Source organism: Simiaoa sp. (assembly GCF_051972595.1).
Lineage (GTDB): Bacteria > Bacillota > Clostridia > Lachnospirales > Lachnospiraceae > Acetatifactor > Acetatifactor hominis.
Genome location: NZ_JBOKRY010000006.1, coordinates 55,816 through 70,345, shown reverse-complemented (window position 1 = coordinate 70,345; position 14,530 = coordinate 55,816). Strand labels below are relative to the sequence as shown.

Below are 14,530 nucleotides of genomic sequence, written 5' to 3'. Positions count from 1 at the left end.
GGAGAGACTATGGATTATCGATTTTCGTTTCAGAGACCTATGAGAAGAAACAGCTTCTGTTCCATGAAGGGAACGATTGTGGATCTGGTGCCGGCAGGGCAGGGCGGCCGCAGAGCTGATGGATGCCTGTTATTTGCTGCTATCGAGGATACGGATGGCAATACGGTGAACTTTTTTATCAACCCCGATACCTATGTGGTGGATTTTACTACGTTGTCAGTGGGAATGATGGCAACCTTCTGGTATCGCAACGATGCACCCATGCCCCTGATCTATCCGCCTCAGTATACAGCAGTGGTAGTGGCTGAAGAGAGAAGCGACCGGTATGTGGATGTGAGCTACTACAACAATTCCCTGGTCAATGAGGAGCAGACATTGCAGCTGAATCTGGACGGTACAGTGGATGTGCGTACTGTGAACAACCAGTATTTCCAGGCGAGTCCCGCGAACCATAATCTGGTGGTCATCTATTCCTCTTCCACGAGAAGTATTCCTGCCCAGACCACGCCGTCTACAGTGGTGGTACTGTGTGACAGAAACTGTGGTTAGGCAGACAAAAGAGGACAGTTGTAGTCCATAGACCTATTGAGATTTTTGCAAAAATGTTATACCATAAAACAATCCCCCCATAGAATGATGTCGGGGGCAAAAGCCCCCGACTTTGATGCCTACGGATTGCTCCGTGCTACGCACTCCCACAATCCTACCCAATATTCGCATATCGTGGGATTATCATCCCACTTTTATGCTCATATCGGGGCGGGTTCCAAGGTCTTTCACCCACATATGAGCAAGCTCATGTGGGCTTAGACCTTGGAACCCTGGCATCATAGGATGTATTCATGGCAGTCTGTGCGGGAGATCACTTATGATTTTGGCAGGACGAAGGAGAAAAGAGAGCATTATGGGTAAGAAAAAGCAGATGCGTTCTGAAGTAAAAGGGAATGTGAAAAACAGTATAGGAAGAATTGCTTTTGCAGCATTGGCTGTGCTCTTGCAGATCGGCTGGATACTGGTATTAATGATCAAGCTGTATCAGTATTCTTCAGTGATCTCTCTGTTGACCGGTCTGTTTGCGCTGGTGGTGGCACTCAGGATTTATGGGAAACATACCAATGCCGCATTTAAGATGCCCTGGATCATTGTAATATTGGCATTTCCTGTATTTGGTCTGTGCATTTACGGATTGTTCGGGCATAAAGAGGCCATGCATAAAATCATCCGGAAATTCGAGGATGTGGATGCACAACTGTTTCCTTTAAATCCCCAGGATGAAACAGTGACAGAGCGGCTGGAGGCGGAAGCTCCCATGGCTGCCAACCAGTGTTATTATATCCGGAAGTATGGTAATTATCCGGTGTATGATGCAACAGACGTGAAATTTTATCCGGAAGCTTATCTGGGATACGAGGAACAGCTTAAGGAACTGGAGAAGGCAAAGCACTTTATATTCCTGGAATATCATGCCATAGAGGAGGCGGAGGCTTTTGCACGGCTGAAGGATGTATTGGCAAGAAAGGCTGCCGAGGGCGTGGAAGTCCGTATCCTGTACGACGATGTAGGCTGTATCGGCTTTCTGGATAAAAGCTTTATTGACCGCATGAATGCCATCGGTGTACAGTGCCGGGTATTCAACTATGTGGTGCCGTTCTTAAATATTTTCATGAATAACCGTGACCACCGCAAGATCATGATCATCGACGGAAAAGTCGGTTTTACCGGTGGATATAATCTGGCGGATGAGTATTTTAACATCACGCATCCTTACGGCTACTGGAAGGATACCGGAGTGAAGCTGACCGGCAGAGCGGTACAGAGTTTTACCATGATGTTTTTGGAAATGTGGAATGTTATGGGACAGGCCGATACCGATTATGAAAAATATCTGCAGGCATCACAGAATGGTACGGAAGACGGAAATGTGCAGAAGGCGTCCGGCTATGTACAGCCCTATGCGGATTCCCCTCTGGACGGAGAACCGGTGGGCGAGAATGTCTACCTGAACCTGATCAAGACGGCGAAAAAACGCCTCTATGTGGCAACTCCTTATCTGATCATCAGTGATGAGATGACGAGAGAGCTGGGACTGGCAGCCAAACGGGGCGTGGATGTGCGTGTATTTACCCCGGGCATTCCGGATAAAAAAATCATTTACGGTGTGACCAGATCCTATTATTCCGGACTGGTGCGTCAGGGTGTGCGGGTTTATGAATACACCCCGGGCTTTTTGCATGCGAAGCAGATGCTCTGCGATGAGAATACGGCGACCGTCGGTACCATCAATATGGATTACCGGAGCCTGTATCATCATTTTGAAAACGGTGTGTGGATGCACGGCTGTGATGCCATACGGGATATTGAGACAGATTTTGATAAGCTGTTACAGGATAGTGAGGAAGTCACCGATAAATACCGGGATGGAAGGAAAAATATGGCAGTGAGAGGCTGGCAGTGTATCATGCGGCTGATCGCACCGCTATTGTAACAGACATAATAACGGAAAGCTGGAGATCACGATGAAAATACTGGTCAGTGCCTGTCTGTTAGGCGAAAACTGTAAATATAACGGGAAAAATAATTACAGCGAGCGTGTGGTAAAATATCTGGAAGGGCATGAGGTAATCCCGGTATGCCCCGAGGTACTGGGAGGACTTCCGACCCCGAGGGATCCGTCAGAGATCGTGGACGGTGTGGTCATAAACTGTAAAGGCGTAAATGTGGACAGGCAGTTTTGGAAAGGCGCAGAGGAGGCTCTGCGGATTGCCAAAGAGAATGGCATCGATCTGGCAATCTTACAGTCCCGAAGTCCCAGCTGCGGTGCAAGGCAGATTTATGATGGAAGCTTTACCGGTAAACTCATTCCCGGACAGGGAGTATTTGCACAATTGCTGGAAAAGAACAGTTTCCGGGTGATGGACTGTGAGGAAATATAATGGCAAAAATATTATTGTTTGGCGTGAGTACACAAAAAGACCGGGCTGTGCGTGTGGCAGCGGAGAAAATAGGTGTGGATGTGACGGCAGTGAACCGCAGGGACTATGGACAGAAGATCGGAACACTGGCGGAAATCAGCGGTTTTCATAAGAATGGAAAAATATATAACGGTCCTGATTTTGCAATGGAAATGCTGGTGTTTTCCGGAATGGATTCGCAACAGGTGGATGCATTCCTGGCAGAATATAAGGCAACCGGCTTACCACCGGTTGCCCTGAAAGCGATTGTGACACCGTATAATATCTCATGGACAGCGGATGCGTTGCTTCGCGAGCTGATGAAGGAACACATTCAGCTTGGAGGATAGGGAATAAAGAAAATTACAGCTTGTGATATTCCGGGCTGCGTTTTTCATAGATCGTATAATATTTGAAACCGCACAGCTGCAGAATCTCGGAGGCCAGATCCAGGTAGGACCCCACATCCTGTGTCTTATGGGCATCGGTCCCCACAGTGATGATCTCACCGCCAAGCTCGTGATAGCGGCGCAGAATATCGGTACAGGGATGGGGCTGTCTGAGACCGTAGCGGAAGCTGCCGGTGTTTAATTCCAGACCTTTGCCGCTGTGAACCAACAGCTCCAGAATCGGATCGATGGCATCCTTATATTTGTCATAGGAATAATTTTTATCTTTGTTCGGCGCCACACGGACGATATAATCCAAGTGTCCTAAGACGTCATAATCGTCATGGCATTTCAGATTTTCCAGCGTCTCTGCAAAATAAGCACGGATGGCTTCCTCCTCGGAAGAAAACTTCTCGAAAAATTCCGGGTAGTAAGGATCCATTCCCCGGCACAGATGGGTGGAGCCGATGACGAAATCAAAGTCATAGGCGGAAGTAAAATCTTCGTCTTGGTCGGCCAGATGCGGCTGCAAGCCTAATTCCACACCGAAGAGAACCCGCATTTTCCCTTCGTATTTGGCGCGGCAGCGGAGGATGTCATACAAATAAGAATCTGTATTCAGCAAAAAGATACTGCCGGGACCTTCCTCAGTGCGTGGATAATCAAAATCGTTATGCTCGGTGAAACACATGGTTTCCAGTCCAAGAGTGATCCCTTTATCGATCATCTCCGGCATGGGAGCCTTTGAATCTCCGGAAAAAGAAGAGTGAAGATGACAATCTGCTTTGATAGACATATTTTTTATCCTTTCTGGTTATCATTCTGTTGTAAGTCATTTACAGGGTACAGTATAGCAAAAAACGGAGCAAAAATCATACCATTTCTAAACAAACTGTAAAATTTACCACAAAATCACAAATATTTTGCATTTACATCTTGAATTATAAAGAGGAATTAGGTAAAATGAATTTGCTGATAAAATTTTGACAATCTGTGAATCACAGTAAGTCAAAAGATATAAAATTAATATTTTAGGAGGAAACTAAAATGGCAGTAAGAGTAGCAATTAATGGTTTCGGCCGTATCGGTCGTCTTGCATTCAGACAGATGTTCGATGCAGAAGGATATGAAGTAGTAGCAATCAACGATTTAACCAGCCCTAAGATGCTGGCACATCTGTTGAAGTATGATTCTTCTCAGGGTGTTTACAAGTATGCAAGCACCGTTGAGGCTGGCGAGGACAGCATCACCGTTAACGGCAAGACCATCACCATCTACAAAGAGGCTGACGCAAGCAAGCTTCCTTGGGGTGAATTAAAGGTTGATGTAGTTCTGGAGTGTACCGGATTCTACACCTCTAAGGAGAAGGCTTCCGCACATATCACTGCCGGTGCCCGTAAAGTTGTTATTTCTGCTCCCGCAGGTAACGACCTTCCTACCATCGTATACAATGTTAACCACAAGACCCTGAAGCCCGAAGATACCGTTATCTCCGCAGCTTCCTGCACCACCAACTGCTTAGCACCTATGGCTAAGGCTCTGAACGATTGCAGACCTATCATGAGCGGTATCATGACCACTGTTCACGCTTATACCGGTGACCAGATGATCCTTGACGGACCTCAGAGAAAGGGCGATCTGAGAAGAAGCCGTGCAGGCGCTTGCAACATCGTTCCCAACTCTACCGGTGCAGCTAAGGCAATCGGCCTGGTAATTCCCGAACTGAACGGCAAGCTGATCGGCTCCGCTCAGCGTGTTCCGACCCCTACCGGTTCTACCACCATTCTGGTAGCAGTAGTTAAGGGCGCTGTAACCAAGGAAGAGATCAACGCAGCAATGAAGGCTGCTTCTACCGAGTCCTTCGGTTACAACACCGATGAGATCGTATCTTCCGATATCGTAGGCAGCACCTACGGTTCCATCTTCGATGCAACTCAGACCATGGTTGCTCCTATGGAAGATGGCAATACTCAGGTACAGGTTGTATCCTGGTATGATAACGAGAACAGTTACACCTCTCAGATGGTTCGTACCATCAAGTACTTCAGCGAGTTAGCATAAGCCGACAGGCGTTAACGCGTAAAGACCTATCAGGGTCCGGTCTTACAAGGACCGGGCCCTTTTTAGATACTAAAATAATTGGAGGTTAATACCATGGGATTAAATAAGAAATCTGTAGATGACATTAACGCAAAGGGAAAGAGAGTCCTGGTAAGATGCGACTTTAACGTTCCCTTAAAGAACGGTGAGATCACTGACGATACCCGTATCGTTGCAGCTCTGCCTACCATCAAGAAGCTGATAGGCGATGGCGGCAAGGTAATTCTTTGCTCTCATCTGGGTAAGGTAAAGAACGGTCCTAACGAAGGCGAATCTCTGGCACCTGTTGCCAAGAGACTGTCCGAGAAGCTGGGCAAAGAGGTTACTTTCGTAGCTGACTACAATGTAACCGGCGAAGCAGCTACCAAGGCTGTTGAGAACATGAAGGAAGGCGACGTTGTTCTGCTTCAGAATACCCGTTTCCGTGGCGCAGAAGAGACCAAGAACGGTGAGAAATTCAGCAAAGAGCTGGCTGACCTGGCTGATCTGTATGTATGTGATGCATTCGGCTCTTCTCACAGAGCACATGCTTCCGTAGCAGGCGTTACCAAGTTCATCACCGCTAAGGGTGGTCAGAACGTAGTAGGTTACCTGATGGAGAAGGAGATCAACTTCTTAGGTAAGGCTGTAGAAGATCCCGTAAGACCTTTCGTAGCTATCCTGGGTGGTGCAAAGGTTGCAGACAAGCTGAACGTTATCTCCAATCTGTTAGAGAAGTGTGATACCCTGATCATCGGTGGTGGTATGGCTTACACCTTCTTAAAGGCAAAGGGATATGAAATCGGTAAGTCTCTGGTAGATGATACCAAGATCGACTACTGTAAGGAAATGATGGAAAAGGCTGAGAAGCTGGGCAAGAAGCTGTTACTGCCTGTTGATTCCGTAACCATCGCTGATTTCCCTAACCCGATCGATGCTCCTGTTGAGGTTCAGGTATATGATGTTACCAACATGCCCGCAGACAGAGAGGGATGCGATATCGGACCCAAGACCGCAGCTCTGTATGCTGAGGCTGTTAAGACCGCTAAGACCGTTGTATGGAACGGACCTATGGGCGTATTCGAGAATCCTACCCTGGCAGCAGGTACCATCGCTGTAGCGAAGGCTCTGGCTGAGACCGATGCAACTACCATTATCGGAGGTGGTGACTCCGCAGCAGCTGTTAACCAGCTTGGCTTTGCTGACAAGATGAGCCACATCTCTACCGGTGGCGGAGCTTCCCTGGAGTTCCTGGAAGGCAAAGAGCTTCCCGGAGTTGCCGCAGCAGACGACAAATAAGTAGCTGTTGTGAGCGCAACGCCGTGTGTGGCAGCAGCAGATGATAAGACAGAATAAAGAACTACTAAGGCGTCATAGTACGCCGCCTAAGTAGTTCTAAGTTATTCTGAGGAGAATGCCAAAGGCATTCTCCGATATACGATAAGAACGATAAAAAATAAGAGGTGTATGATTATGGCAAGAAAGAAGATCATTGCCGGCAACTGGAAGATGAACATGACTCCCAGCCAGGCAGTAGAACTGATCAATACTTTAAAGCCCCTCGTAGCAAATGATGAAGTAGACGTACTTCTGTGCGTTCCTGCAATCGACATCATTCCCGCTATGGAGGCAGCAAAGGGTTCCAATATCATGATTGGTGCCGAAAATATGTACTTCGAGGAGAAGGGTGCTTTCACCGGCGAGATTTCTCCTGCAATGTTAGATGATGCAGGTGTGAAGTATGTGATCATCGGTCACTCCGAGAGAAGAGAGTACTTTGCAGAGACTGACGAGACCGTGAACAAGAAAGTCCTCAAGGCTTTCGAGCATGGTATTACTCCCATCATCTGCTGTGGTGAGACTCTGACGCAGAGAGAGCAGGGGGTTACCATCGACTTCATCCGTCAGCAGATCAAGATCGCATTCCTGAATGTAACTGCTGCACAGGCAGCAACCGCTGTGATCGCATACGAGCCCATCTGGGCAATCGGTACCGGCAAGGTAGCTACTACCGAGCAGGCACAGGAAGTATGTAAGGCAATCCGTGAGTGCATCGCTGAGATCTATGATGATGCAACTGCAGCAGCTATCCGTATCCAGTACGGCGGATCCGTATCTGCTTCCAGCGCTCCCGAACTGTTTGCACAGGCAGACATCGACGGTGGTCTGGTAGGCGGTGCTTCCTTGAAGGCTGATTTCGGACAGATTGTTTGTTATAACAAATAATTCTTAGAAAATAAGAATAATACTTGCAACGAAAAGACTACTATGCTATGTTAGATACAAAGCATAGTAGTTTTCTTTTTGGCAAATCTGGTACATCTGACAAGTCGGAAAATCGTGCTTTTTCAATAAGATCCAACATTCTAGAAGCAGGAGATTCTGACCTGACGTATTCCCAATGTAATTTTTGCATAGTGTTAAATGCGTTTGTACGTAAATGCCGTGTATGCTGTTACAGACATTTTTGTCGGAATCTCCTATCATACTACCGAGGAGGTAACAAATGGGAGAAGCAGCAGTAGTCATGCAGGAGTACCTGGGGGATGCGTACCGGTTCGCGGATCTGTTCAATGTTGTATTTTTTCAGGGGGAGCAGGTGATAGAACCTCAGATGTTAAGTGAACAGTCGGAACGTTATACGGTACATCCACCTAAACAGCAGGGGCATCCCGGAGGACGGAGAGGGAACCAACGAAAAAGACCAGGGAACGGAAAGCACCGGGAAGAATACCGGGATGTGAAGAAGAGGATGGAAGACGGTACCATGTTCCGGATATTGGCGGTGGAGGCGCAAAGCTATGTGGACTATACAATGCCTCTGCGCTGCATGGAATATGATGTACAGGAATATTTAAAGCAGCTTCGGGAACTGCGGAGCAAATATACGGGGACCGGGGAACTTAGAAACGCAGAGCGTCTCAGCGGAATCCGTAAGCAGGACAGACTGGTTCCGGTGTATACATTATGTTTATATCACGGGGAGGATACCTGGGACGGACCGCTGTGTCTGGCGGATATGATGAATCTGGAGGAAGAGACGGTCAGGACGAGACTTCCCTTTGCAGACTATCCCATGAAGTTATATTGTATTAATGAAGAGGATGATTTTGACCGGTTCCGCACGGATCTGCGGGAAGTATTTCAGGCACTTGCCTGCCGGGGGGACAGACAGAGACTGGAGCAGCTGATATCTTCAGACCCTGCATATCGCAGACTGCCTGCGGATACGGCGGCAGCTATGGCAGTACTTATGGGCTTTTGGGAACTGACAGAGAATATGGAGTATTATGTGACAATCGAGGAAAGCGGAGAGGAGAGATATGATATGTGTAAGGCATTGATGGATCTGCGGACAGAGGAACGGAGTATCGGACAGGAGATCGGACAAGAGATCGGACAAGAGATCGGACAGAAGATTGGAGAGCAGATCGGGCAGCGTATTGGACAACAGATCGGAGAACAGATCGGAGCTACCGGGAAGACGGTGCAGATCGTCCGGAACATGATTGCCAGAGGCTATAAGAATGAGGATATCTGTGCCATTGCGGAATGCAGTGAGGAATTGGTACAGGAGATCAGGGAAGAAAGTCATGACATTTGAAAAATTAGAAAAAAATCTTATGGATGTGATCCAGGAGGAGCAGGCAAAGCTTGGATTCCGCCGTGAGAAGATCCGCCTGTATTATCCATTATCCACGCTGAACCATTTATTGAACACTGAGGATACGGCAGAAGAGATGTCAGTCACTCTGACCGGACAGCCGGAGAGCATGACAGAGAAGCTTGGGAAACTCACCGTTACCCGCAGAGGGGACCGGTTCTGCCTCTGTATTCCGGAGGAGGGCAGTGCCTATGTCCATGAGCATTTTGCGGAGACAGGATTTATCTATGAACTGATCCGGCTGATCGGACAGCATGACTGTAAGATCAAAGACATCCGGCAATTATTTTTACGGTATAGTGAGAATATCCATATAGAAGAGATGCGGGGAGAGGATTTTGATATCATGATCCGATTCCCGGAAGAGATAGGAGACCCATACTGTTATTGCTTCCGGGACGAGGGATGCCATGTGATCTATCACCGGTTTCTGCCGGAGGATTATGCGGATCTGATGAAAGCTTAAGAAGGCTTAAGAGCGCGGTAATCCGAACGATAAGAAAGCTTATGTGCATTTTAAGCTATGGAAATACGAGAAAATGTATGGTAAGATAATTAAGGTTCTACCAAGAAAAATGTCGTAAAAGGCAGAAAGTGAGGGGTAAGATGATCTTTAAATGTAAAAACTGCGGCGGTAATGTAGTTTACAGCCCGGAGAGAAAGAAAATGTTCTGTCCTTTCTGTGAAAGTGAGGACAGTGAAGAGCGCCAGGATGGCGTGATCGAGACAAGCGGTGAGGAGAACGGTGCTGCGGAGGGAACGACACAGGTGGGAGCAGGTCAGCCGGTAAGCAGAATGGCAGCGGCGGAAGGAGAATCTCAGAAAAAGGTGACGAAGGTATGTCCCAACTGTGGCGGTGAGATTTCTATGACAGCCAGTACTTCTGCTACGCAGTGTCCGTACTGTGACAATTACGTGATCGTGGATGAACAGATTGCCGGTGCTTACACACCGCATATGCTGATCCCGTTCCGTATGGGGAAGGAAGGCTGCAAGAAGCTGATCCGTGACAAATTTGAAAAATGTATTTTCGCACCGACGGATTTTCTGTCTGAGGTAAGACTGAATGGCATCCATGGTGATTATGTACCGTTCTGGTTTTACGATTATGATACCAATTGTACATTCCACGGCGAGGGTACCAAGGTGCGCAGCTGGACTACCGGCAATACGCAGTATACGGAGACTTCTTATTATGATGTTGTCAGGGATATGGATATTAATTTTGATAAGATTCCAGTGGATGCATCCATAGGAATGCCGGATGATGTCATGGATCTGATGGAGCCTTATGATTATAAGGAGTTGCAGGAGTTCAAGCCGGAGTATTTGTCCGGATTTTACAGTGAGCGTTACAATATGACCTCCGATCTGGTGGAGAGCCGTGCGAAGGCGAAGATGCAGGAAGATGCGCAGAAGCTGCTGCATGATAGTTATTCCGGCTATTCCAGTGTACGCAAACTGGGAGAAAATATCAGCGTAACAGGCAGTGATGTAAATTACGGACTTCTGCCGGTATGGAAGTATGATTATACCTATAAAGGGAAAGAGTATCCTTTCTATGTGAACGGACAGACCGGTAAACTGGTAGGTATCGCACCGATTTCCAAAGCAAAGGTGTGGGCTTATGCGGGAACACTTGGTGTGACACTGGCGGCAATTTTATGCATGGTAAATGCGATTGCCAGTCTGCTGTAAAGATTATGAGGGAAGGATAACAGGACAATGGAAAAAGATATTAAAAAAGAAGCGCTGAGACAGTACTTCAAATATTTTAAAATATGGTTTATCATTGCCGGTATACTGGCGGTAATCACCATCGGAGCGGCAGTTGTTCATGCACTCAAACCTAAGACTGTACGGGACAACAGTCAGGAGCCCGCAGAGCGCGTATATGATTACGCGGATATGCTGACAGACGAAGAAGAGCAGAGCCTGCGGGAATATATCGCGGAGTGTGAGGAGAAGATTCAGGCAGATATCGTCATCGTAACGATTTCCGAATCGGTAGAATATGATCTGCAGAATCCGGATCTTCCGGAGGCATTCCATGCGAAGGAGGTCGGCAGCACCGACTGGAGCACTGCCATGAGAGATCTGGCGGATAACTTCTATGATTACAATAATTATGGTTATAACAAGGTACATGGCAACGGCGTTCTGCTTCTGGATAATTCCTATGAGGGACAGAAGGGAAGCTGGCTGTCCACCTGCGGAAATGTCTATGATTATTTCGGAGATTATGAGATCGACCAGGCATTGTATGCAGTGGATGACTACATAGACGAAAGCCCCTACAAAGCGTATAAGAATTGTATCAGTTATGTGACCCGGACCATGGAGGAGAGCCAGGAAGATATGCCCATGACATTTGCTCCCTGGATCCTGGTAGGACTTGTGGTCGCGCTGATCTATGCAGCGGTGAATCTTCATCAGAACAAAGCGAAAGATACTACCGCAACAAACCAGTATGTTGACGGTAAAAAGCCAAAGATTAACGATACCAGAGATCAGTATCTGCGTAAGAATGTGGTTACCAGAAGAATCGAGACCAGCAGTAGCAGTGGCGGAAGCAGTCACCACAGCGGAGGTCATGGCGGAAGCCACAGAAGCAGTAGTGGTGTCAGTCACGGCGGCGGTGGACACAGAAGATAAGAAATGTGAAATAAATATGTGCGGGCGATAAGCCCGCACATATTAAATTGCACAATAAAAGCACCTACATGACGGTATAGGTGCTTTTTGTATGCCTTAAATTCTGTATCAGTTCAAGAAAAAATTAAGCCATTCCGTTAACAGCTTTGCTCAGACGGGAAACCTTTCTTGCAGCGTTGTTCTTGTGGTAAACGCCCTTAGAAGTAGCCATCTCGATGGTCTTGGTAGCAGCAGTCAGTTCAGCCTTAGCAGCTTCCTTGTCACCGGTCTCGATTGCAGCGTATACCTTCTTGATAGCGGTCTTAACGCCGGATCTGATAGCCTTGTTTCTGTCAGCTCTTGTGCGGGATACTAAAATTCTCTTTTTTGCAGATTTAATGTTAGCCAAGTCGTACACCTCCATAATGTATACAATAAAATTATAATTTACAAGAAATGTTTCACTTTAGCCAGACACGGAAGACTAACGTAAACATACTATTGTAGTTTAGACAATCTGCCAGCTTTTGTCAATACATATTTTGCGGATTTTTGCAAAAAATATTACAAAAATATGGTATCTACGAAAGGCGGACAGAGGTTAGAAAATGGAGACTTTTCAGATCAGAACAGACCTGGCGCTGGAGGCGCGGGAAAGTGTCAATGAGGAAGAGAGCAGATTACGGGGAGTGTCGGTGGAAGAACACTATGAAGAAGAGACGGATATCCGGACCACTAAGGTGACCATCGACACCAAAAATGCGGAAAAGACACTGGGGAAACCCATGGGAGTCTATGTGACCATGGAAGCCCCTGCCATGGTGGAACCGGATGATGATTATCACAGAGAAATCTCGGAGGCACTGGCGGAGGAACTGTTAAAAATGTTGCCGCAGGAGCAGGAAGAACTGGCGGTGTTGATCGTTGGACTGGGGAATCGGGAAGTGACGGCAGATGCCCTGGGCCCTCAGGTGGTGGACAATCTGCTGATCACCAGACATGTGGTCAGAGCCTATGGAAAGGCAGCCTATAACTGTACCCGCATGAATCTGGTCAGCAGTATTGAGCCGGGGGTGATGGCGAAGACCGGTATGGAGACGGCGGAGATCATAGGCGGTGTAGTGAAGGAGACAGAGCCGGATGTATTGATCGCTGTGGATGCCCTTGCAGCCCGCAGCATAAAAAGGTTAAACCGTACGATTCAGATCACCAATACCGGGATCCAGCCGGGATCCGGAGTGGGGAATCACAGAAATGCTCTGACCAAAGAGACATTAGGAGTGCCGGTGATCGCTATCGGGATTCCCACAGTGGTGGATGCAGCCACCATCGTGGGAGATGCCCTGGAGAAACTGATGAACGGGGAGAAAGAGTTCGATGCCGTCAAATACATGGGGCAGCATCGTATGGCATTTGCAGAACTGAATAATATGTATATGACCGGAAAAGATATTGACTCCGTGATCAAACGTGTCAGCTATACCGTATCCGAAGGAATTAATATTGCCATGGAAAAAAACTGGGTATAGATGCATATATATAAGGGAGAATGTGCGGAAGGAAAGCGTGGACAGTGAAAAAAAACGAAAATGCCGCCGTGCGCCCGAAGATGCTTTGTCTGGCGGTTGTCTGCGGACTGCTGCTGGTGGATGGAGGAACAAATGAATTCCCGGTATTTACCGGAGCAGGCGCTTTCCCGGGAGAGACAGGCGGCTTTGGATGGTCGCTTCAGCAGAGTATGGAAGAGGTGGTTCCTCTGTTGGGCTACGGAAGTCTGCCGGAGCAAAAAACGCAGATCGCGGAGGATGAGACCACCTACAGGACACTGACTACGCAGGAGCTGATCAGTGAGGAACTTCTGCTTCCGCAGTCTTCGGAAGAACAGACACAGACAGCGCAGGATTCGGAGCGCGCAGAGCAGACAATCGGGGCAGCAGAGGGAGGATTCCGGCCGGCAGCCAGACAGGTGCAGATCGACAGAACGCAGCTGTCCGATTATGAGACTTTGGTGCAGAATTTCTATGCCATTGATGCCAATACTATGGCGGGGAGTGATCAACTGTCCGCGGAGAAACTCCTGGGGATGGATATGACACTGGCAAAAGAAGGAGAAAAACCGCAGATTTTGATCTATCACACCCATTCCCAGGAAGCTTTTGCGGATTCTGTACCGGGAGATGTGAATACCGGTATTGTAGGAGTGGGAGAGCATCTGACACAGATCCTGAGGGAACAATATGGCTACGCGGTACTGCATCATACCGGCGAGTACGATGTGGAGACCAGAGACAATGCATATTCTAAAGCCCTTCCGGCAGTGGAACAGATCCTTACAGAGAATCCGTCCATACAGGTGATCGTAGATCTGCACCGGGATGAAGTGGCGGAAGGAACGAGGCTGGTAACAGATCTCCAGGGCAGACCCACTGCGCGCTTTATGTTTTTCAACGGACTCAGCCGCACCCGTAAGACGGGAGATATCGACTATCTTCAGAATGAAAACCAGGAGGCAAACCTGGCATTTTCCTTTCAGATGCAGCTAAAGGCAGCGGAATATTATCCGGGACTGACCCGCCGGATCTACTTAAAGGGCTACCGGTACAACATGCACTTACGTCCCCGGACGCTTCTGGTGGAACTGGGAGCACAGAACAATACGGTGGAGGAGGCCATGAATGCCTGTGATCCGCTGGCGCATATCCTGGATATGGTGCTAAAGGGAGAATAAGGAAAGGAATCGAAGCAAAAACATAGACAAGAATGCGGAATTTATGCTACAATTGTCAGACGTAAGAATATGTCAGGAAAGGACA

15 protein-coding genes are annotated in these 14,530 nt (G+C 47.8%); 13 read left to right on the top strand and 2 right to left on the bottom strand.

Going from position 1 to position 14,530, the window contains the following annotated elements; translation table 11 throughout:
* Nucleotides 1-9 precede the first annotated feature (9 nt).
* From ACTRDR_RS03760 to ACTRDR_RS03745, 4 genes are all read left to right on the top strand, one after another.
* Nucleotides 10-549: a hypothetical protein gene (locus ACTRDR_RS03760; RefSeq protein WP_176864020.1), complete on the top strand. Its 540-nt coding sequence runs from the start codon at nucleotides 10-12 to the stop codon at nucleotides 547-549.
* 319 nt (nucleotides 550-868) lie between these two features.
* On the top strand, nucleotides 869-2,485 hold the full coding sequence (gene cls, locus ACTRDR_RS03755; protein ID WP_440526210.1) for a cardiolipin synthase: 1,617 nt from the start codon (nucleotides 869-871) through the stop codon (nucleotides 2,483-2,485).
* 31 nt (nucleotides 2,486-2,516) lie between these two features.
* Nucleotides 2,517-2,933 carry a DUF523 domain-containing protein gene (locus tag ACTRDR_RS03750; RefSeq protein ID WP_440526209.1) on the top strand — a complete coding sequence of 139 codons (417 nt, stop codon included), beginning with the start codon at nucleotides 2,517-2,519 and terminating at the stop codon, nucleotides 2,931-2,933.
* Entirely contained in the window at nucleotides 2,933-3,301 is a 369-nt protein-coding gene (locus ACTRDR_RS03745; protein ID WP_440526208.1) for a DUF3783 domain-containing protein, read from the top strand. The genes ACTRDR_RS03750 and ACTRDR_RS03745 overlap by 1 nt, the downstream gene beginning before the upstream one ends.
* 13 nt (nucleotides 3,302-3,314) lie before the next feature.
* On the opposite strand, the gene ACTRDR_RS03740 is transcribed toward ACTRDR_RS03745, so the two are convergent.
* Nucleotides 3,315-4,136, bottom strand: coding sequence for a histidinol-phosphatase HisJ family protein (locus tag ACTRDR_RS03740; RefSeq protein ID WP_440526207.1), 822 nt, complete (start codon nucleotides 4,134-4,136; stop codon nucleotides 3,315-3,317).
* A 251-nt stretch (nucleotides 4,137-4,387) separates the two neighbouring features.
* On the opposite strand from ACTRDR_RS03740, the gene gap reads away from it, so the two are divergent.
* From gap to ACTRDR_RS03705, 7 genes are all read left to right on the top strand, one after another.
* The gene (gene gap, locus ACTRDR_RS03735) at nucleotides 4,388-5,401 is read left to right on the top strand and encodes a type I glyceraldehyde-3-phosphate dehydrogenase (protein ID WP_022154143.1); all 1,014 of its coding nucleotides are present in this window, start codon (nucleotides 4,388-4,390) and stop codon (nucleotides 5,399-5,401) included.
* A gap of 93 nt (nucleotides 5,402-5,494) precedes the next feature.
* On the top strand, nucleotides 5,495-6,718 hold the full coding sequence (locus ACTRDR_RS03730) for a phosphoglycerate kinase (RefSeq protein WP_118537302.1): 1,224 nt from the start codon (nucleotides 5,495-5,497) through the stop codon (nucleotides 6,716-6,718).
* A 174-nt stretch (nucleotides 6,719-6,892) separates the two neighbouring features.
* Nucleotides 6,893-7,645, top strand: a complete 753-nt coding sequence (tpiA, locus tag ACTRDR_RS03725; RefSeq protein WP_118537301.1) for a triose-phosphate isomerase — start codon at nucleotides 6,893-6,895, stop codon at nucleotides 7,643-7,645.
* Nucleotides 7,646-7,925: 280 nt separating this feature from the next.
* Nucleotides 7,926-9,023, top strand: coding sequence for an Rpn family recombination-promoting nuclease/putative transposase (locus ACTRDR_RS03720; protein WP_440526206.1), 1,098 nt, complete (start codon nucleotides 7,926-7,928; stop codon nucleotides 9,021-9,023).
* On the top strand, nucleotides 9,013-9,549 hold the full coding sequence (locus tag ACTRDR_RS03715) for a DUF3877 family protein (RefSeq protein WP_440526205.1): 537 nt from the start codon (nucleotides 9,013-9,015) through the stop codon (nucleotides 9,547-9,549). Before ACTRDR_RS03720 ends, ACTRDR_RS03715 begins: the two co-directional genes overlap by 11 nt.
* Nucleotides 9,550-9,689: 140 nt before the next feature.
* Nucleotides 9,690-10,781: a hypothetical protein gene (locus tag ACTRDR_RS03710; RefSeq protein ID WP_440526204.1), complete on the top strand. Its 1,092-nt coding sequence runs from the start codon at nucleotides 9,690-9,692 to the stop codon at nucleotides 10,779-10,781.
* A gap of 27 nt (nucleotides 10,782-10,808) precedes the next feature.
* Complete coding sequence (locus tag ACTRDR_RS03705) at nucleotides 10,809-11,738, top strand: TPM domain-containing protein (RefSeq protein WP_440526203.1); 930 nt, start codon at nucleotides 10,809-10,811, stop codon at nucleotides 11,736-11,738.
* Nucleotides 11,739-11,862: 124 nt separating this feature from the next.
* Here the strand turns inward: ACTRDR_RS03705 and rpsT are convergent, their stop codons facing one another.
* Nucleotides 11,863-12,126 (bottom strand): 30S ribosomal protein S20, encoded by a 264-nt coding sequence (gene rpsT / locus ACTRDR_RS03700; RefSeq protein WP_022311808.1) that lies wholly within the window; start codon nucleotides 12,124-12,126, stop codon nucleotides 11,863-11,865.
* Between the two features lie 199 nt (nucleotides 12,127-12,325).
* On the opposite strand from rpsT, the gene gpr reads away from it, so the two are divergent.
* Nucleotides 12,326-13,246, top strand: a complete 921-nt coding sequence (gene gpr, locus ACTRDR_RS03695) for a GPR endopeptidase (protein ID WP_440526202.1) — start codon at nucleotides 12,326-12,328, stop codon at nucleotides 13,244-13,246.
* 44 nt (nucleotides 13,247-13,290) lie between these two features.
* The gene (locus ACTRDR_RS03690) at nucleotides 13,291-14,445 is read left to right on the top strand and encodes a stage II sporulation protein P (RefSeq protein WP_440526201.1); all 1,155 of its coding nucleotides are present in this window, start codon (nucleotides 13,291-13,293) and stop codon (nucleotides 14,443-14,445) included.
* Nucleotides 14,446-14,530 lie beyond the last annotated feature (85 nt).